16 protein-coding genes are annotated in these 18,654 nt (G+C 56.5%); 7 read left to right on the forward strand and 9 right to left on the reverse strand.

Annotated elements, in window-relative coordinates:
* Positions 1-93 precede the first annotated feature (93 nt).
* Positions 94-435 (forward strand): DUF6482 family protein, encoded by a 342-nt coding sequence (locus J7J49_RS11900; protein WP_215092833.1) that lies wholly within the window; start codon positions 94-96, stop codon positions 433-435.
* Positions 436-509: 74 nt separating this feature from the next.
* Complete coding sequence (gene mgtE, locus J7J49_RS11905) at positions 510-1,865, forward strand: magnesium transporter (RefSeq protein ID WP_215092835.1); 1,356 nt, start codon at positions 510-512, stop codon at positions 1,863-1,865.
* A 68-nt stretch (positions 1,866-1,933) separates the two neighbouring features.
* Here mgtE and J7J49_RS11910 read toward each other — a convergent pair whose 3' ends face one another.
* The 9 genes from J7J49_RS11910 to J7J49_RS11950 form a co-directional block, all read right to left on the reverse strand.
* The gene (locus tag J7J49_RS11910) at positions 1,934-3,055 is read right to left on the reverse strand and encodes a Gfo/Idh/MocA family protein (RefSeq protein WP_215092837.1); all 1,122 of its coding nucleotides are present in this window, start codon (positions 3,053-3,055) and stop codon (positions 1,934-1,936) included.
* Between the two features lie 74 nt (positions 3,056-3,129).
* On the reverse strand, positions 3,130-4,632 hold the full coding sequence (locus J7J49_RS11915; RefSeq protein WP_215092839.1) for a CoA-acylating methylmalonate-semialdehyde dehydrogenase: 1,503 nt from the start codon (positions 4,630-4,632) through the stop codon (positions 3,130-3,132).
* 36 nt (positions 4,633-4,668) lie between these two features.
* Positions 4,669-5,571 carry a myo-inosose-2 dehydratase gene (gene iolE / locus J7J49_RS11920; protein ID WP_215092841.1) on the reverse strand — a complete coding sequence of 301 codons (903 nt, stop codon included), beginning with the start codon at positions 5,569-5,571 and terminating at the stop codon, positions 4,669-4,671.
* Between the two features lie 31 nt (positions 5,572-5,602).
* Complete coding sequence (gene iolD, locus J7J49_RS11925; protein WP_215092843.1) at positions 5,603-7,450, reverse strand: 3D-(3,5/4)-trihydroxycyclohexane-1,2-dione acylhydrolase (decyclizing); 1,848 nt, start codon at positions 7,448-7,450, stop codon at positions 5,603-5,605.
* A 1-nt stretch (position 7,451) separates the two neighbouring features.
* Complete coding sequence (locus J7J49_RS11930; protein ID WP_215092845.1) at positions 7,452-9,410, reverse strand: bifunctional 5-dehydro-2-deoxygluconokinase/5-dehydro-2-deoxyphosphogluconate aldolase; 1,959 nt, start codon at positions 9,408-9,410, stop codon at positions 7,452-7,454.
* A gap of 80 nt (positions 9,411-9,490) precedes the next feature.
* Entirely contained in the window at positions 9,491-10,288 is a 798-nt protein-coding gene (locus J7J49_RS11935; protein ID WP_215092847.1) for a TIM barrel protein, read from the reverse strand.
* A 9-nt stretch (positions 10,289-10,297) separates the two neighbouring features.
* Positions 10,298-11,185, reverse strand: coding sequence for an ATP-binding cassette domain-containing protein (locus tag J7J49_RS11940; RefSeq protein ID WP_251048268.1), 888 nt, complete (start codon positions 11,183-11,185; stop codon positions 10,298-10,300).
* Position 11,186: 1 nt separating this feature from the next.
* Entirely contained in the window at positions 11,187-12,317 is a 1,131-nt protein-coding gene (locus J7J49_RS11945) for an ABC transporter permease (protein WP_064235443.1), read from the reverse strand.
* A 54-nt stretch (positions 12,318-12,371) separates the two neighbouring features.
* A complete protein-coding gene (locus J7J49_RS11950) occupies positions 12,372-13,322 on the reverse strand; it encodes a sugar ABC transporter substrate-binding protein (RefSeq protein ID WP_215092849.1) in 951 nt (316 codons plus the stop codon).
* 246 nt (positions 13,323-13,568) lie between these two features.
* Between J7J49_RS11950 and J7J49_RS11955 the strand changes: the two genes are divergently transcribed.
* The 5 genes from J7J49_RS11955 to tssI all read left to right on the forward strand — a co-directional run.
* Positions 13,569-14,450, forward strand: coding sequence for a MurR/RpiR family transcriptional regulator (locus J7J49_RS11955; protein ID WP_215092851.1), 882 nt, complete (start codon positions 13,569-13,571; stop codon positions 14,448-14,450).
* 42 nt (positions 14,451-14,492) lie between these two features.
* Positions 14,493-15,488, forward strand: coding sequence for an inositol 2-dehydrogenase (iolG, locus tag J7J49_RS11960; protein WP_215092852.1), 996 nt, complete (start codon positions 14,493-14,495; stop codon positions 15,486-15,488).
* A gap of 74 nt (positions 15,489-15,562) precedes the next feature.
* Positions 15,563-16,366: a 5-deoxy-glucuronate isomerase gene (gene iolB, locus J7J49_RS11965; protein WP_215092854.1), complete on the forward strand. Its 804-nt coding sequence runs from the start codon at positions 15,563-15,565 to the stop codon at positions 16,364-16,366.
* Positions 16,367-16,464: 98 nt separating this feature from the next.
* Positions 16,465-17,208 (forward strand): sulfite exporter TauE/SafE family protein, encoded by a 744-nt coding sequence (locus tag J7J49_RS11970; RefSeq protein ID WP_215092855.1) that lies wholly within the window; start codon positions 16,465-16,467, stop codon positions 17,206-17,208.
* A gap of 207 nt (positions 17,209-17,415) precedes the next feature.
* The coding region (gene tssI / locus J7J49_RS11975; protein WP_215092857.1) for a type VI secretion system tip protein TssI/VgrG at positions 17,416-18,654 on the forward strand (1,239 nt) is incomplete at its 3' end.

The following is an 18,654-nucleotide window of genomic DNA, read 5'->3' on the forward strand; positions in this document are numbered from 1 at the left end:
GCCCAAATAGCGCCGATCAGGCGGTTACTGCTGTACAAATAAAGTACACCCTTTAGTCTTGGCGTATAGGATATTCACTTATGAGGATACGCCATGTCTTCACCTCTTCCCGCTCACCTTACCCTTGACGAGCTTGCACAACGTTTAGCACCGTTGCCCGACGTAGAAGTCCACGGGCTCGATAGCGGTTGGTACATTGTTCGCTTGCATCAGGATAACGCCGTCAGCTTGCTCACCGATCAGAGTGGCGAGGCACAACGCTTTACCGGTACGCAATGGATTGGCCGTGCGCTGGCGCCGCTGGGCTTCACCCACGGCACGCTGACCTGGGCCGACGCCGCCGATGAAATGATAGGCTCTGATGTGCCGTCCGTTTCCGCACAACAACGCTTAGCCTACGGTGTACGCGTGGCTTTCAACCAAACCAGTCTATAAACTTAACAAAGCGAGCCGCCGAGAGTTTGCAATTTTATTGCCTTAATACCTAGTTTCCAAAAAGGACGGACGCTATGCGCGATGATGAAAAATATACCAATAACGAAGAGCTGCTGCTCTATCTTCAAAAGCTTTTAGACACCCCAGACACAGCGGCTCTACAAGAGTTTTTCACTGAACTCGATATTTTAGACATTGCGCGAACACTTGAATCCTTCCCGGCCAAAACACGCGATTTCCTTTGGGAATATGTGCCTGACGAGTTAATTGGCGAGGTGCTCGCCGAAGTTGACGAAGATATTCGTGCCGACTACATCGAAGACCTTTCTGCCAGCGATGTGGAGCAGATAGTCAGAGGCCTGGATGCCCAGGAAGTGGCTGAAGTACTGGATGTTGCTGACGAGGCCATCAAAACCAGCGTTTACGCCAGCTTAGACCAAGAAATACGCGCCCAGGTCGAAAATCTTCATGCCTATGAAGATGATGTAGTGGGGCGCTACATGGATCCCGAAACGGTCAATGTAAAACAAGGCGTCTCGTTAGAGGCCGTGCAACGCTATATTCGAATTCATCGCCTGCTCGACGATGAATCGCAGCAAATCATGATTACTGATAAAGATAAGCGCCTACTCGGCACACTGACCCTGATCGATTTAATCAAACAACCCCAAGACGCGGTGGTTGATGATTATATGGATGACTTCTTCACCCTGAATGATCAAATGAAGGTCAGCGATGCCGCCGCATTATTGCGCTCTAAAGAACTTCATTTTGTGCCGGTGTGCGATAGCGATGGCTTACTGGTAGGGCAACTCAACTCAACCGACGTATTAGAAATCACCCAAGACGATGCTGACATGACGTTAAAACATATGTCAGGCGTCAGTGATGAAGAGGAAGTTTTTACCCCCATATTGCGCAGCGCCAAAAGCCGCGGCATTTGGCTGGGTATTAATTTGTTAACAGCTTTTCTAGCCGCCTTTGTCATTGGCCAGTTTGAAGCGGTACTCGACCAAATCGTGGCACTAGCCATCCTGATGCCCGTCGTTGCCAGCATGGGAGGGATAGCAGGCAGTCAAACCCTGACCGTGGTTATTCGCGGCCTGGCGCTGGGTCAGCTCGCGGGCAACAATATTAAATGGCTTTATAACAAAGAGATGTGGGTAGGCATGAGCAACGGCCTAGTGTGGGCGTTGGTGGTCGGCTTAATTGCACACCTTTGGTTTGGCGACGCCATGATTACGCTGGTAATCACACTGGCCATCTTTATCAATATGAGCCTGGCCAATGTTTCTGGGGTGCTGATTCCATTGGTACTGAAAAAGCTGCGGATTGACCCGGCACTGTCTGGTGCGGTGATTTTAACCACCGTTACCGATGTGGTTGGGTTTTTATCCTTTTTGGGGCTCGCGACACTGATTATCCTGTGATCTCTTCATTCCCGGCAGGCGCTGGGAACTTTGGTAAACAGCCCCAGCGCTTGGTTTAGCAGCCGCGGCTATACCGTCACCCACCGGCCGGTCTGATCCGACATTTCGATGGCATCGATCAGTCGATTAACCCGAGCGGCTTCGCGAAAATCGGGGTAGAGGGGGCGATTGTTGATGATGCCTTCTACAAGATCACGCACTTCGATAATCTTCTGATCGTTATAGCCCAGACCGTGCCCCGGCGCGGGGCTGAAGGCGGCATAATCGGGGTGCTCCGGGCCCGCTAACAGGGTGGTAAAGCCTCGCCTCCCTGGAGCATCACCATGGCGATATAGCTGCAGCTCGCTCATGCGTTCCTGATCAAACACAATGGCCCCTTTGGTGCCCGTTAGCGTATAGGCCAACCCCATTTTGCGCCCAGCGGCTACCCGTGACGTCTCGATATTACCGATTAACCCCTGATCAAAATGCAGCATGGCTTGAGCTTGATCGTCGTTTTCCACTGCGGCCATACCGCTACCGTCAGCCTTGGGGCGAGAGGCGATGACGGTCTGTAGCTGACCGCATACCTCGTTAATACGCTGCCCGGTTAAAAACTCGGCCATATTGAGAATATGCGAGCCTACATCGCCTAACGCGCCAGCACCCGCTGTTGCCCGCTGGGTATGCCAGTCGTGGGGCTTTTGCGGGTCGAGCAGGTAATCCTCGTTGTGTCTCCCACGAAAATGAATCAGCTCGCCAATCTCACCACTGGCGACAATTTGGCGGGCCAGCTGGGTGGCGGAATTGCGAATGTAGTTAAAGCCCACCAGGGTTTTGACACCCGCCTTTTCTGCCGCAGCCACCATCTCGTTGGCATCGGCGCTATTGAGCGCCAGCGGCTTTTCAGCGTAAACATGCTTGCCCGCGGCAATGGCGGCCAGCGCCATCTCTTTATGCAGAAAATTAGGTGCGCAGATATCCACCACATCCACATCACTGTCTGCCACCAGGGCCCGCCAGTCATTGGTGGCGCGGGAAAAGCCCCAGGCACGCGCGCGGCTTTCTGCAGTGGCGAGGTCGACATCTGCCAAGAGTTCGCACACCGGTTTAGCGGGCAGTTCAAAAACGCTGGACGCTGCATTAAAGGCGATAGCATGGGCTTTACCCATAAAGCCGGTGCCGATTAAGCCAATTTTGAGAGTTTTCATTGTGATTATCCCTGTTGCAAAACAATGACGCCGGGCTAGGCCCGGCGTTGTTTAGTGAGCCACTATCAGGCTGTTTACATCGTCGGCATCGTGAAGTGATTGGTCTCTTCACGAATACCGCTGGGCCAGCGTTGGGTGATGGTTTTCATGCGGGTGTAGAAGCGCACGCCATCCGGGCCGTGCATATGCAGCGGGCCAAACAACGAGCGCTTCCAGCCGCCGAAGCTGTGGAACGCCATGGGCACCGGAATCGGCACATTAACGCCCACCATGCCGACCTGGATTTGCTCGCAGTACTGGCGTGCAGCATCGCCATCCCGGGTAAAGATCGCCGTGCCGTTGCCGTACTCGTGGGCATTGATCATGCTCACCGCTTCGTCAAAGCTCTCCACACGGGCAATTGCCAATACCGGGCCGAAGATCTCCTCTGAGTGAATGCGCATCTTAGGCGTCACATGATCAAATAGTGTCCCGCCAATAAAGTAGCCATCACCTGAGCCATCGATGCTTGTCTGACGGCCATCCACAACAAGCTCGGCGCCTTCATCGACGCCGGTTTGGATATAACCCGCCACTTTATCGCGGTGCTCTCGGGTGATCAGCGGGCCCATATCGTTATCCGGGCCATCGACCAGGCCTGGCCCAACCGTCAATTTATCCAGTTCTACCACCAGTTTTTCACGCAGGCGATTAGCGGTCTCTTCACCCACGGGCACCGCCACGGAAATCGCCATGCAGCGTTCCCCTGCCGAGCCGTAAGCGGCCCCCATCAGCGCACCCACCGCCTGATCCAGATCCGCATCGGGCATGATCACCATATGGTTTTTAGCCCCGCCCAGCGCCTGAACACGCTTGCCATGGGCTGATGCCGTTGCGTAAATATACTCGGCAATCGGGGTGGAACCCACAAAGCTTACCGCCTGAACACGCTCATCGGTGAGCAGTACATCCACGGCTTCTTTATCGCCGTTGACGACATTAAAGACGCCATTCGGCAGGCCCGCTTCGCTTAACAACTCAGCTAATCGCAGCGGCGTAGAAGGGTCTTTTTCAGACGGTTTCATGACGAAGGTGTTGCCGCAGGCCAGCGCGATGGGGAACATCCACATCGGTACCATGGCGGGGAAATTGAACGGTGAGATACCCGCACACACCCCCAGCGGCTGCATCATCGAGTAACTATCCACGCCGGTACCAACATTCATGGAGTGCTCGCCTTTCTGCAGGTGAGGAATGCCGCAGGCAAACTCGACCACTTCCAGGCCGCGGGTCACTTCGCCTTTGGCATCGGAAAACACCTTGCCGTGCTCGCTGGAGATCAGTCGCGCCAACTCATCGGTGTGCGCATCGACCAGCTCCTTGAATTTAAACAGAATTCGAGCGCGCTTTAGCGGTGAGGTTTTTGACCAGGTGGTAAAGGCCTCATCGGCGATGCGCACTGCGTCACGGGTCTCGTCGGCACTGGCCAGCGCCACCTGGGCGCTCTGCTCGCCGGTGGCCGGATTATAAACCGGCGAAGTGCGTTGGTTCTGACCTGCGATATGTTGGCCGTTGAGATAGTGGGATAGCGTCTTCATAAAGACTCCTGATAAAAATGCGTCGCGGGTGCTGTTTTAGTCGGCAATGTCAAAACCTGCCTGCTCGGCAAGCTGACGCAAATTGCGGTAGCCCAGACGGGCATAAGTCAGCGGGTGAGCGACTTCGGGATCTTGCTCGGCTTCAACTACTAACCACCCCTGATAGCCCTGTTCGCACAGGTGGGTTAAGGCAGGCAGAAACTCCACATCGCCATCTCCCGGCACGGTAAACAGGCCGTCCAGCACGCCGTTTAAAAAGCTTTTGTCGCGGTTGCGCACTGCGTCCAGCACCGGGAAGCGCAGGTCTTTGCAGTGCACATGATGGATGCGTCCGCTGTAGCGTTTGGCAATGGCGAGCGGGTCACCGCCAGCACCGCGCAAATGACCAAAGTCGAGTAGTAGACCTACGCCTTCGCCGGTGTTATCCATTAAGCGCTCAACGTCGTTCTGGCTTTCGATCACCGTGCCCAGGTGGTGGTGATACACCAGCTGAATACCTTGAGATTTCAGGTAGTCGCCCACTACGTCCAGACCTTTGAGCAAACGCTGCCACTCATCCTCAGCAAGATGCGGACGCTGGGAGAGCGGGCGCTCCTGATCGCCGTGAACACAGTGAGTGACTTCACACAGCACCATGACCTTGGCGCCACACTGTTTGAGCAGGTTCATGTGATCCTGAATGGCTTCAATCTCTTCTTCCGGAGTGCGCTCCAACAGCTGCGCGGAGTACCAGCCTGAAACAAGCGCCAAATCGTGAGCGCTAAGCACCTCATTCAAGGTGTCCGGCGTGCGGGGAAATTTATTGCCCAGTTCAAAGCCGCTAAAGCCCGCTTCGCGCCCCTCTTGCAGGCAGGTTTCCAGCGGCGTTGCGCCGCCCAGGCTGGGCAAATCATCGTTCGTCCAAGTGAGCGGGTTGATGCCTAAAGTGACCGTTGGCATAACGTATTCCTTGTGTTTATGTTTGTTGGTATTAATGGCGTTGGCGCTGCTTGGCTTCGCGGTATCCTTGATAGGCGTTATTGACCGCCTCACGCTCGGAAACCTCGGGCACGGCCACTTCCCACCAGGCACCGCCTTCTTGGGTGCTGGGTAACGGGTCGGTATCCAGAGCAATCACGTAGGTAGAGTGGGCGGCGCGAGCGCGCACCAGCGCCTGCTCCAGCTCCGCAATACCGGTTACCGATTCAGACTCACAGCCCAGGGATTTGGCGTGGGCAGCAAAATCGGTTTTCGGCGCGCCCGCCTCCACCGTGCGGCAATCCTGCAGCAGGTTGTTGAAGCCCGCGCCGCCGGTGGCCTGCTGCAAACGGTTGATACAGCCATAGCCGCGGTTATCCAGCACCACCACAATCAGCTTGTGGCCCAGCATCACCGAGGTGGCCAGCTCGGAGTTGTGCATCAGGTAGCTGCCGTCGCCTACCATCACCACCACTTCCCGCTCGGGCTTGGCCATCTTGACGCCTAGACCACCGGCAATTTCATAGCCCATACAGGAGAAGCCGTACTCCACGTGGTAGCTGCCGGGGCCCGAACACTGCCAGAGCTTATGCAGCTCGCCGGGCAAGCCACCGGCGGCGCATACCACGGTGGTATCGTTGCCTGCTTGGCGATTAACGGCGCCAATCACCTGGGCGTCGGTGGGCAGCGCCAGCCCTTGATCGGCGGTTACACGGTGTACTATTTCGGCCCATTCGCGCTTGAGCGTTCCGGATTGTTCGCGCCATTCATCGCTGCCCCGCCACTCGCCTAGCGCTGCGTCGAGTTGACCCAGCCCGACCAAGGCATCGCAGCTTAGCGGCAGCGCTTGATGTTTCAGGCTGTCGAATCGGCCAACGTTGAGGGCGATCAGCGTTTTTTCGCTGCCTTCAAACAGTGCCCTAGAGCCGGTGGTAAAGTCCTGCAACCGCGTACCTATGGCGAGGATGACATCAGCCTGTTCCGCCAACTGATTAGCGGCTGCGCTGCCGGTCACCCCAATGGCCCCTACCGCGCAGGGGTGGCTGTCGGCTAGTGCGCCTTTGCCCGCCTGGGTTTCAGCCACCGGGATGCCGCGTACTTTGGCAAACTCGGCCAGGACGTCGCAGGCAGCAGCGTAATGCACGCCGCCACCGGCAATAATTAGCGGGCGTTTGGCCTGTTGCAGCGCAGCGATTGCTTGACGAAGCTCATAAAGATCCGGTGGCGGGCGGCGAATACGATGTATCTTGGGGGCAAAAAATGCTTCCGGGTAATCGTAGGCAAAGGTTTGCACATCCTGGGGCAGCGCCAGGGTCGCCGGGCCGCAGTGTTCGGGATCAAGCAGGGTGGCTATCGCCTGGGGCAAGCTGGTCAGCAGTTGCTCCGGGCGGTTAATACGGTCGAAGTAGCGCGATACTGGGCGAAAGCAGTCGTTAACGCTAATGGTCGGGTCGCCGAAATGCTCTATCTGTTGCAACACCGGGTCGGGGTCGCGGGTGGCAAAGTTGTCTCCCGGCAGCAGCAAGATCGGCAAACGGTTGGCGTGAGCGAGCGCCGCAGCGGTAACCATACTGGTCGCCCCTGGGCCAATCGAGCTGGTGGCGGCCATTAAGCGCTGACGGCCGTTGGCTTTTGCAAAGGCAATCGCCGCATGGGCCATGGTCTGTTCGTTATGGGCACGAAAGGTCGGCAAGCGGTCTTGCACGTGGTAAAGCGCCTCGCCCAACCCGGCCACATTGCCATGACCAAAAATCGCAAACACGCCTTCAAACAGCGCCACCTCTCGGCCATCAATCTCGATACGTTGCGCGGCAAGGTACTTGACCAATGCCTGGGCCATGGTGAGTCGAATGGTGCTCATCTTACGCCTCCTCCGTGTGGGCCAGCGTTTGCGGCTGCGCCTGCCTTAATTGCCGCCACGCTTTTATCAGTTCGGCATAGTTTTGGGCGACCCGCTCTACCAAGCTTGCATCGTCGATACGCCCCGCCAGCCAGTCGCGACTGGCGCTGGCAAATAGCGTTCGCCCAACGGTGAAACCTTTGCAGCAGGCATGATTGGCTGCTGCTTGAAAGCCGCGCTTCATATCGTCCATAGGCGCGTCTAGCCCAAGCAGTACGACACCGCGACAGTAGGCATCTTCCCGCTCAATGGTCTCGCCCACCGCCTGCCAGGCGGCGTCTGACATAGCAGGCAGTTTCCACCAGTCGGGGCGAATGCCCAGGTTGTAGAGCCGCTGCAGGCTTCGCGGTAACGTCTTATCGTCGTTGGGCATGTTTGCAGGGGGAATGATTTCAATCAGCAACTCCAGCCCATACGCACAGGCCGCCTGATAGAGTTGCCGCAGACGCTCCTCCTGCTCCAGGCGCAGCGCAATTTCGTCGTCAGGATGGTAGAAGACCAGACATTTAATGATCTGCTCTCTAGGCCAGTTGCGCAGGCAGGCACCTAAATCGTCGCCATGCTGGAAGCGCAGCGGACGTGACCCTGGCAGTTCCACAGGACGGCCAATCCACCAGCCTTTGCCGCTGGCGTGATTGAGCGCGTCCTGACCCAGCACGTCATCTACCAGAATCGCGGGCGTGGGAATACCACCCAGCTTTGCGCCCTCTTCGGCGGCGGTGACCAGGAGTTTTTTGAGTGCGGGTAGCCGCGCACTATCGGCATGCGCTTCACGGGCCATATCGGTGAGCTGGCGGCGGTGGTCAAATGCCAACCCGAGTACTTCAGGCCACTGAGCAGGCACTCGGGTAGTGACCCGGTGCAAATGATTCAGGCGTTGATCGATATCCGGGCGGGGCACTTCGTCGCGGCGCGCCAGATAATCAAATAACTCGTCTTCAGTGGGCATGGCGGGGGCACAGCCGTGACGGGAGACCACTAGCGCGCCACAGGCGTTGGCATAGGCAGCGCTGGTTTGCCAGGGCTCATTGCGTAGCCACCCCCGTAGCAGCCCGCTCATAAAGGCATCCCCGGCGCCCAGTACATTAAGCACTTCGACCTGCACGCCCTTGACTAGAATGCCGTCTTCAATGCGGTCAGGAATGGCGCCTTCAAACACCACACAGCCCATGGGGCCCAGTTTGCATACCAAGGTGGCTTCGCTAACTTCCCGCACCGCGAGCAGCGCCGCTAATGTGTCCGTGCTGCCACCGGCAATATGGAACTCCTCTTCGGTGCCCACAATCAGGTCAAAATCGGGTAGCCAACGCTGCAGGTCGGTAGTCACTTTGTCATCGGCGATAAAGCGGGTTTCGCCATCGCCGGGATTGGTCAGCCCCCACAGCACCGGCCGGTAGTCGATATCCAGCACCCGCTTCACGCCATAATGTGCAGCGGCGTCCAGCGCCTTGCGACACGCCCGGCGAGTGGTATCGGTAGAAAGGTGCGTACCGGTAATCGCCAGCGCTTTTGCCCGGGCAATAAATTCAGGATCGATGGCATCAGCATCGATGGCCATATCGGCGCAGTCGCGACGGTAAAACAGCAGCGGGAAGCTCTCGCGGTCTTTCAGCGCCAACAGCACCAGGCCAGTGTGGCGCTCGGGGTCGGTTTGTAGCGCAGTAGTATCTACCCCTACCCGCTCCAGCTCTTCGCGCACGAAGCTGCCCATCTGCTCGTCGCCGACCCGCGAGAGCATGGCGGATTTCAGCCCAAGCCGCGCAGTGCCGTAGGCCATATTGCCCGAGCTACCACCCAGGTACTTGGCAAAGCTGGCCACATCTTCTAAACGGCTGCCAATCTGTTCGGCGTAAAGGTCGACCGCCACGCGTCCAAGACAAATCAGGTCAAGCGGTCGGTGTTGACTATTGTTATTCAGCATAAACGTCTCCCCACGTCACAAATTCGTGGTATCGGGCGAAAGATGACACTGGGCATATAAGCGTCTTAGGTGGCTATCGATTAAAATGAGAAGGCAGCACGGAACCGGTCAAGAGCGAGGTCATCGTCGCCAGAGGCCCAGCCTTCCAGCCCTACGGTGCCGCGATAACCCATGTCGTTCAGCGTTTTGGCAATGGCCGGGTAGTTAATCTCGCCCGTTCCCGGTTCGCAGCGCCCAGGCACATCAGCCACCTGCACTTCACCTATGTACGGCCCGCAGCGGCGAATCAATTCGATCAGATTACCTTCGCCAATTTGGACGTGATAAACGTCCAACATGATGCGCAGGCCCGGTCGATCAACGCTTTCGACAAGCGCCAACACATCTGCCAAGCGAGCAAACGGCACGCCGGGGTGGTCAACCTCAGTATTAAGGTTTTCAAGCACAAAGGTGACGCCATGCTGCTCGCCGAGATCCGCCAGCCGGTTGAGTGTGTCGCGTGCTTTGAGCCACATAGCACCGGTCATCTGCTGGCAAGGTTGAACGGGCAGCCCATCACCATCTAGCCCGGTGCCGTGCAGGTTAAGGCGCGGAATACCAAGGCGCTTTGCTACCTCAACCGACTTAGTAGCGGTGCGAAGCAGTTCATCGGCTCCGGCGGCATCCGCCAGAGTGCCGGTGACATAGCCGGTCATGGAGGAAAATGTCGCCCCGCTATTGGCCAGTGCGTCAATATCGTGCTTAGTCCAGTCCCAAATTTCGACCTGAAACCCACGTTCGTTAATATGTTGAATGCGCTCCAGCATGGGCAAATCACGGAAGACCATTTCAGCACACACGGCCAGTGTGAACGGAGAGGATGAGGTTGGGTTATTCATCATGACTCCTTAATAGCCGCCAGCAATACGCGGTGAAGAGTGGCCGGGACTTGTTTCGCTTCCAGGCTGAGGGCCCTGACCGGCTAAGTTGGCCTTCTTGGCTTTATCGTCCCGCTGGAACTCCGCGAGCTCTGCGTCCAGGCTTTCTAGCTCAGCGCCACCCGCCATCATATTGAGCACCTCTTCGCGGCTAACCTCTTCTTTACGGAAGGAGCCCAAGCTGCCACCGCGTGACAATAGGGTGAACGCGTCAGCCACTGGGTAGGCATGGTGAACGTTGTGGGTAATAAAGATGACCGCCAGGCCATCCGCGCGGGCTTTGGCAATGTAGCGCAGTACCACGGAGGCCTGTTTAACCCCAAGCGCTGACGTAGGCTCATCGAGAATCAGCACTTTGGCGCCAAAATAGACGGCACGGGCAATCGCCACACACTGGCGTTCCCCGCCAGAAAGCGTGCCCACCGGCTGGCTTGGGTCGCGTACATCAATACCGATTTTGGCCATCTCCTCTTTGGCAACCCGGTCGGCATACTTCCAATCGATGCGCTTAAACGGCCCCCAGCCCACCGTCGGTTCGCGACCCATAAAGAAGTTACGGGTAATAGACATCAATGGCACCATCGCCAAGTCCTGGAAAACCGTGGCGATACCCGCATCTAGCGCGTAAGCCGGTGACTTGAAGCGGGCAGGTTCACCATCTAGCAGCATTTCGCCATGGGTGGGTTGATGAACCCCAGAGAGGGTTTTGATCAGCGTCGACTTGCCCGCACCATTATCCCCCAGCAGGCACATAACCTCACCGGAATAGACCTGCATCGAGATATCACTGATGGCGATGACACTGCCGAAGTGCTTGCTGACACTGCGCATTTCGATCATTGGCGTTTGAGTTGTCATGTTACTTGGCCTCCATCGCCTTTTTGCGCATGTAATTGTTAAACAGCACGGCCACCAGCAGCATCACGCCCAGGAAGACCTGGAACCAGTCAGTGTTAACACCGGTATAGAAGATGCCCATTTGCACCATGCCGAAGATCAGCGCTCCTAGGGCTGCACCAATGGCAGACCCGTAACCGCCGGTCAGCAAAGCGCCGCCAATGACCACCGCAATAATGGCCTCCAGCTCTTTTAACAAGCCGCGAATGGTGTCCGCTGAACCGGTATCCATGACCTGTATGCAGGCAAAGATGGTGGCGGAGAAAGCGGTGAACATGAAAAGCGAAATCTTAACGCGGTGGACAGGTACGCCCGAGTTGCGTGCCGCGTTAGCATCGCCACCGCTGGCAAAGATCCAGTTGCCGTAAGGCGTGCATAGCAACACCCAGGTTGCCACAGCAGTTAAACCGAGCCACCAGACGATAGAGACCGGAATGCCCGAGACGACAGGATTGCCCGCAAAGTTAGTGGCCATCCAGCCATTTGCCGCCATCCAACTGAATAGTCCCGTAGCAACTTCTCCAGAAAAAAGCGCCGCGAACCAATCGCCGGGAATATGCTCTTGCACGCCCCCGACCTGAGTACGCCCCGTCAACAACCGACTAGTACCGATAGCCAGGCCACGCAGAATGAACAGGAAGCCCAGGGTAACGATAAATGAAGGCAACCCCGTTTTATTGACCAGATTACCGTTAATCCAGCCCACCAAGCCTGCACAGGCGAAGGCCAATAAAATAGCCGCCCATAGCGGCCAGCCATACTCCACTGCCGGAATAGCAATCAGAATGCCCGCCAAGCCGATCATTGAGCCGATCGAAAGATCAAACTCACCGCCGATCATCAGCAGCGCAGCCGCCGTGGCGATAATGCCGAGCTGGGCGGCAACTTCAAGAAAATTAATAATACCCGCAGGGGTAAACATCCCGGTGCCGCTGGAAGCGGCGATAAAAAAGGCAAGCACCAACACGGCACCCGCTAGCGCACCCAGTTCAGGGCGATTGAGCGCTTTTTTCCAAAATGAGACTTTCTGAATCCGCTCATCTTGATCAACCGCTGCTGGCGCAACAGGTTGGTTAGTTTCATTGGAACTCATGGCGATCGACTCCCAAGGCTCGGCGGTGCCGAGCCTTTTCCGATTAGGTCGTTATCAACGGATGCCCTGGCTACTCAGCTCAATAACCTGCGCAGCGTTTTCTTGAGTGACAAACCCTGGCCCGGTGGCAACATCCCCTGCGGGTAACAGCCCGTTCTTGACGAACTGATCCAGGAACATGACGGGCAAGTAGCCCTGCATGTACTGCTGTTGGTCGATCGCAAAATCCAGGTCGCCCGCATCAAGTGCTTCTAGAATGCCTGGCGAAAGATCAAAGGTGCCCAGAGTGAAGGTATCGGTAGCCCCTTGCTCACGCATAGCACGAATCATTGGATCCGCCGCCAGCGCCCCCAGCGTTAACACACCGCGAACGTCGTTATTCTGGTTGAGATAAGCCACGATAGCGTTGCGAATATTGGTGGGGTCGTAGGTGGTCGCCAACTGATCAGCGTTGCCATCAAAGCCGTCGACAAAACCATCACAGCGCTGATCAAGTCCCTGGTTACCCTGTTCGTGATTAACACAAACGCCTTTCTCAACGCCCAGTTCTTGCATACGCTCGGCAGCTTGCTTACCCGCCTCGTACTCACTCTGCCCAATGTGCAAACGGGCGCCATAATCCCGCGCCACATCACCACCGGAATTGATCGTGATCACGGGAATGCCGTTATCGACCGCATCTTGCACAACACTGCCCAAGGCATTTTCGTCAGTGAACGACAGGATCAAACCGTCTGGTTGAGACGCCACCGCCGCCTGAACGAGTTGCTGCATTTTGGCCATATCAAAGGTGGAAGGTGCGCGGTATTCAAGTTCAGCGCCTACGAGGTCAGCCGCCGCCTCAGCGCCGTTTTTGACCACAGACCAGAAAGGATCTGAGGGAACGCCATGGGTCACCATGACAAAGCGGTTCTTTTCTTGTGCCGGTTCTTGTGCTTGTGCGGCACCGGCCATGAGCGCCGTAGTGGCGGCGGAGGCCAGAAGCCAATGAGATAGACGTGCCATAAGTAAATTCCTCTTCGTATTATCATTATTCGTTGGTAGTGCAGCATCGAATGCTTTGCTTTGACGCTATGAAATATAGATTCCAAATAGCAACACAAGCAAATTATTTATTCTATACTTTGGTATAAATGGAATATTTATTTCAATCAACTAGACTGCACAACAACCAGCCACTTTGCTCAGTAGCAAATGCCTAGTAGTCAATAAGTGAATGAGTGCTAGATGGGCTAACGCGAAGGAATTTGTATGTCACAACCCCCACAAAGCTACCGTGAGTTGGAAACGCTGATCAGCGCCGAGTACGCCACGCTAAGCAAACGCTTGCAGCAAACCGCGCGTTTTATGCTTGACCATCCTCAGGAAGTCGCTTTGGCCACCGTGGCCAAAATTGCCGAGCAGGCGGATGTCACCCCCTCCGCCTTGATTCGCTTGGCCAATAGCTTGGGCTTTAAGGGTTTTTCCGAAATGCAGCAGCTGTTTCGCAGCCGCCTGGTCGACGAACTACCTAATTACACCGAGCGTATTCGTGCGGTTCGCAGCGCTACTGGGGAAACCCCGGATAGCACCCAGCTGTTGTGGGAATTCGCCGATGCCAATCGCGCTGTTTTGGAGCAGCTTCCCAGCCGTATCGATCCAGAGAGTCTAGAGAAGGCGCTGGATATTTTTGAGCAGGCCCGCGCCATACATGTGATGGGCGCCCGGCGTAGCTTTATGGTGGCCAGCTATATGACCTACGCCCTAGCGCATGTGGACAAGCCCGCTTTATTGGTCAGCGGATTGGGAGGGATGTACGGAGAGCAACTGCGTGCCATGAGCCAGCACGACGCCCTTTTAACCATCAGTTTTTCCCCCTATGCAGAAGAGAGCCAAAAAGCCTGCGAAGACGCCCATCAGCGCGGTCTACCTATCGTGGTGATTACCGACTCGACCCTCAGCCCACTTGCCCGCTTCGCCGATGTGGTGTTTGTGGTCAACGAAGCCGAGGTGAAAAGTTTCCGCAGCTTGACCGCATCGCTCTGCCTGACCCAAGCCCTGGCGATTGCCCTGGGCGTGCGGCAAGACAAGTCCCGGGACAAAGCGCTGGAAAAAGCTCAGACAAAAGCCCCAAGCAAAAAACGTAAGACATAAACGCCCATGCAAGCTAACACCAACAACAAGACAGGAGAGCTTATGAAACTCGCACTTATCGGCGCTGGACGTATCGGCAAAGTGCATGCCCAGGCCATTCATTCACACCCAAACGTTACGCTGGCCGCCGTGGCCGATTTTCATCAGCCTGCTGCAGAAGCCCTGGCCGAGCAGTACGGCAGCAAAGCGGCCTTAGTTGATGAGATTTTTGCAGATGACACCATTGACGCCGTGCTGATAGCTTCAAGCACGCCCACCCATGCGGAGTATCTGGAGCGTGCCGCACGCGCGGGCAAAGCAATTCTGTGCGAAAAACCCATCGCCCTGGATTTAGCCCGCACGCGAGATGCTCTGCAGGTACTCAGTGAACACCCGGTGGCCTGCGCGTTAGGTTTTAACCGTCGCCACGATCCCCAGTTCTCTGCACTTAAACAGGCGATTACCCAGGGCCGAATCGGCGCTTTGGAAACCCTAACGATCATCAGTCGCGATCCTTCTCCTCCACCAGCCGAGTATGTGGCTGAGTCCGGTGGGCTATTTCGCGACATGATGATTCATGACCTTGATATGGCCCGGTGGCTGCTGGATGAACCGATCGAAAGTGTTTATGCCGTCGGCAGCAGCATTATCGACCCAGCGATTGGCGAAGCGGGCGATGTGGATACCGCCATGGTGACCCTCACCACTGCCAGTGGAAAGCTCTGCCAAATCAGCAACTCACGGCGTGCCAGCTACGGCTACGACCAGCGTATCGAAGCGTTTGGCAGCCAAGGCATGATCCAAGCTCAAAACGAGAGTGATACCCGGCTACGCTTTACCGGCGAGGCTGGGCAAGTGGAAGACAAACCCAAGTGGTTCTTTTTAGAGCGTTATGCAGAAGCATATCGATTAGAGATTGGCGACTTTGTCGATGCTTGGCGCGAAAAGCGTGCCCCTCTGGCAGGCGCCCAGGATGGCTTGGAAGCATTGCGCTTAGCCGAGGCTGCGGAGCGCTCACTACGCGAAGGCCGCAAAATCCTGCTCGACGCTTCGGTTTAAACAGCCACGTAAGGTTTTATTTTCAAGACGTTTGGCTGACCAGACCGTCACCGAACCGTTAGGAGAAGCGAAGAATGACTTCACTACTGGTACACCCCACCGCCCCGGATGCGCAAGGCACCGTGATTGACGTTACCCCCGCCTCCGCCGGCTGGACGCATGTCGGCTTTCGAGTGCATAAACTCGCCAAGGGCCAGCGCCTGGAGGCCAGCAGCAATGATCAGGAAGTCTGCCTGGTGCTGCTCACTGGTCGCGCCAATGTGACTTCCGGTGAACACCGCTTTGACGATATCGGCAAGCGCATGGATATCTTTGAACAGATTCCGCCCTACGCGGTTTACCTACCCAATGGGGTTAGCTACGCGGTGGAAGCAACCACCGATCTTGAGCTGGCCGTGTGTGCGGCCCCAGGGCATGGCAATCACGCGCCACGCTTAATAGCGCCTGACAACATCAAGCAGAGCACCCGCGGCCAGGGCACCAATACCCGCCATGTGCACGATATTTTGCCGGAAACCGAGGCTGCCGATAGCCTGCTGGTGGTCGAAGTATTCACCCCTGCAGGCAACTGGTCGAGCTACCCGCCTCATAAACACGATGTGGATAACTTACCCCACGAATCGCAGTTGGAAGAGACCTACTACCACCGCATTAATCCCGCCCAGGGCTTTGCCTTTCAGCGCGTCTACACCGATGACCGCAGCCTTGATGAAACCATGGCGGTGGAAAATGGCTGCTGCGTACTGGTGCCCAAGGGCTATCACCCCGTTGGCGCCGCCCACGGCTACTCGCTTTATTACTTAAATGTGATGGCCGGCCCCAAACGGGTGTGGAAATTCCACAACGACCCCGATCATGAATGGTTAATGAACGCTTGATGGGGCAACGCTTCGCCCGCTAACCTTTATCTAATGCTATGATTTGCAGCCCCGCATCCGCGGGGCTTTTTATTGGCGCTAATTTCCGAGAGAGCCCCATGCTCCCCGACTACTCTGTCATCGCTTGGCTATTAATCATTTTTTCCGTTTACCTCACCGGCGTTTCAAAAGGCGGCTTTGCGGGTGGCTTCGGTACGCTTTCGGTACCGCTAATGGCGCTGGCGATTAGCCCCACCCAGGCAGCAGGCTTATTGTTGCCGCTGTTGCTAGTGATGGACGTATTTGCGGTAAAAGCCTGGTGGGGTAAGCAGTCAAATGCCGAAGTATGGCGTTTTGTGCCGGGGCTGTTTATAGGCGTCATTGTGGGCACGCTGCTGTTTGGAAATCTTAGTGAGGAAGGCGTGCGTATGGCACTGGGCGTTCTCTCCGTGGTGTTTGCCGCCTACATGCTACTAAAGCCTGTCGCTAAGAAACCTATTTCCAGCCGCTGGGCGCTGCCTGCCGCCAGCGTTTGCGGGTTTACCAGTTTTATCGCCCATGCGGGCGCACCGCCGATGAACATGTACCTGATGCCGCGCAAGCTTACTAAAGAGACGTTTATTGCCACTTGCACCATCACCTATGCGGTCGTTAACACCATTAAAATAGGGCCTTATGTGTGGCTGGGCGAAGTCAATATGACCAGCGCCTGGGCGTCGCTTTTGTTAGTGCCCGCGGCCTGGATTGGCGTGCGCAACGGCCTGTGGCTGCAAAGCCGTGTTAACGAAGCGCTGTTTTATCGCTTGGTGATTCTAGCCATGTTCTTTGTCGGCTTTAATCTGATTTGGCAGGCATTAAATTAGCATGTACTTAGGTGCTTAGTCGCTCTCCACTTCATAAAGCACAGCTTACATTTTTATGCTGTAAGCCATGGATTAAAATTTTGTAAGAGATCTCTTACAAGCGTGTAAGAGATCTCTGTCACTTGCCCCCTAGGCCTTGCTCTCTGGCCCCCGCTCGCTATCCTAATCGTTTCTCATTTAGCAGATAACGATTCAAGGAGCGGAGCGATGGCGGATAAAACAGGCCTGCAGTTTACCCTGACCCTTCCCGGGGCTAATGATACTGCCGTGGTGCGTTTTACCCATCGTGAAGCCCTCTCTGAGCCGTTTACCCTCTCCGTGGACTTTGCCAGCCGCACCCATACCCTGTCGCCCAGCGACTGTTTGGATCAGGAAGCCACCCTGTCCATTTGGCAGGACGGCGAGCCGCTACGCCGTGTGCATGGGGTGATAACAGAGCTGCATCGAGGTGACCGCGGACACCGGCGCAGCTTTTATCGGGTGGAGATCCGCCCCGCCCTGTGGCGCCTATCGCTACGCCACAACTCGCGCATCTTTCAAGACACCTCGCCGTACGATGCCATCACTACCTTAGCCAATGAGCGCAGCCTCACCGATATCGGCTTTGCCACCACCCGCACGCCCCTGGATCGGGAGTATTTGGTGCAGTACCGGGAGACCGACCTGGCCTTTATCGAGCGCGTGGCCGCCGAAGAGGGCTGTTTCTATTTCCATGAGTTTGAAAATGCCGAGGGCGGTAAACACTCGTTAGTGTTTGCCGACGCCACGGTGGTATTGCCCAGCGTAGGTGAGCGCACCTACCACGGCCGCGCCGGGGGCACCCCGCCCCGACGTCATGTCCGTAAACTCCGCCAGGTCAGCCGGGTGCGCCCTGCCTCGGCAATGCTCAAAGACTATACCTTTAAGAACCCGCCCTACGCGCAGCTTCATGAGCACCTGGCCCCCAACCTGGGTGAGCACGCCCAGCGGGAAGATTACGAACACTTCGATTACCCCGGGCGTTATAAAAAGGATGCCTCCGGCAAGCCCTTTACCCGCCACCGCTTAGAGTCCCTGCGCGCTGACGCCCTCACCGCCGAGGCGGAGAGTGACCTTCCTGAACTTGCCCCTGGCATTTGTTTTACCCTCGCCGACCACGATATCGATAGCCTTAACCAAGCGTGGCAGGTGGTGGCCGTGGTGCACCACGGCGAACAGCCCCAGGCCCTGGAAGAGGACGGTATGGCGCGGGGAAATAACGGCAGCAGTGCTCTGTCGGCCCAATCGGGCGAGCAGATGACCCGCTACTATAACGAACTGGTGATCATGCCCAGGGATCAGACCTTTCGCCCGGTGCCTAATCCTAAGCCGCGCGTCGACGGCCCCCAGGTGGCCTTTGTGGTCGGGCCGGAAGGCGAAGAGATCTACTGCGATGAACACGGCCGGGTCAAGGTGCAATTTCCCTGG

The organism is Halomonas sp. ISL-56 (assembly GCF_018612805.1).
Lineage (GTDB): Bacteria > Pseudomonadota > Gammaproteobacteria > Pseudomonadales > Halomonadaceae > Vreelandella.

Coding starts and splice junctions, on each gene's coding strand:
- J7J49_RS11900 (WP_215092833.1), top strand. CDS start 94: ATGTCTTCACCTCTTCCCGCTCACCTTACCCTTGACGAGCTTGCACAA.
- mgtE (WP_215092835.1), top strand. CDS start 510: ATGCGCGATGATGAAAAATATACCAATAACGAAGAGCTGCTGCTCTAT.
- J7J49_RS11910 (WP_215092837.1), bottom strand. CDS start 3,055: ATGAAAACTCTCAAAATTGGCTTAATCGGCACCGGCTTTATGGGTAAA.
- J7J49_RS11915 (WP_215092839.1), bottom strand. CDS start 4,632: ATGAAGACGCTATCCCACTATCTCAACGGCCAACATATCGCAGGTCAG.
- iolE (WP_215092841.1), bottom strand. CDS start 5,571: ATGCCAACGGTCACTTTAGGCATCAACCCGCTCACTTGGACGAACGAT.
- iolD (WP_215092843.1), bottom strand. CDS start 7,450: ATGAGCACCATTCGACTCACCATGGCCCAGGCATTGGTCAAGTACCTT.
- J7J49_RS11930 (WP_215092845.1), bottom strand. CDS start 9,410: ATGCTGAATAACAATAGTCAACACCGACCGCTTGACCTGATTTGTCTT.
- J7J49_RS11935 (WP_215092847.1), bottom strand. CDS start 10,288: ATGAATAACCCAACCTCATCCTCTCCGTTCACACTGGCCGTGTGTGCT.
- J7J49_RS11940 (WP_251048268.1), bottom strand. CDS start 11,185: ATGACAACTCAAACGCCAATGATCGAAATGCGCAGTGTCAGCAAGCAC.
- J7J49_RS11945 (WP_064235443.1), bottom strand. CDS start 12,317: ATGAGTTCCAATGAAACTAACCAACCTGTTGCGCCAGCAGCGGTTGAT.
- J7J49_RS11950 (WP_215092849.1), bottom strand. CDS start 13,322: ATGGCACGTCTATCTCATTGGCTTCTGGCCTCCGCCGCCACTACGGCG.
- J7J49_RS11955 (WP_215092851.1), top strand. CDS start 13,569: ATGTCACAACCCCCACAAAGCTACCGTGAGTTGGAAACGCTGATCAGC.
- iolG (WP_215092852.1), top strand. CDS start 14,493: ATGAAACTCGCACTTATCGGCGCTGGACGTATCGGCAAAGTGCATGCC.
- iolB (WP_215092854.1), top strand. CDS start 15,563: ATGACTTCACTACTGGTACACCCCACCGCCCCGGATGCGCAAGGCACC.
- J7J49_RS11970 (WP_215092855.1), top strand. CDS start 16,465: ATGCTCCCCGACTACTCTGTCATCGCTTGGCTATTAATCATTTTTTCC.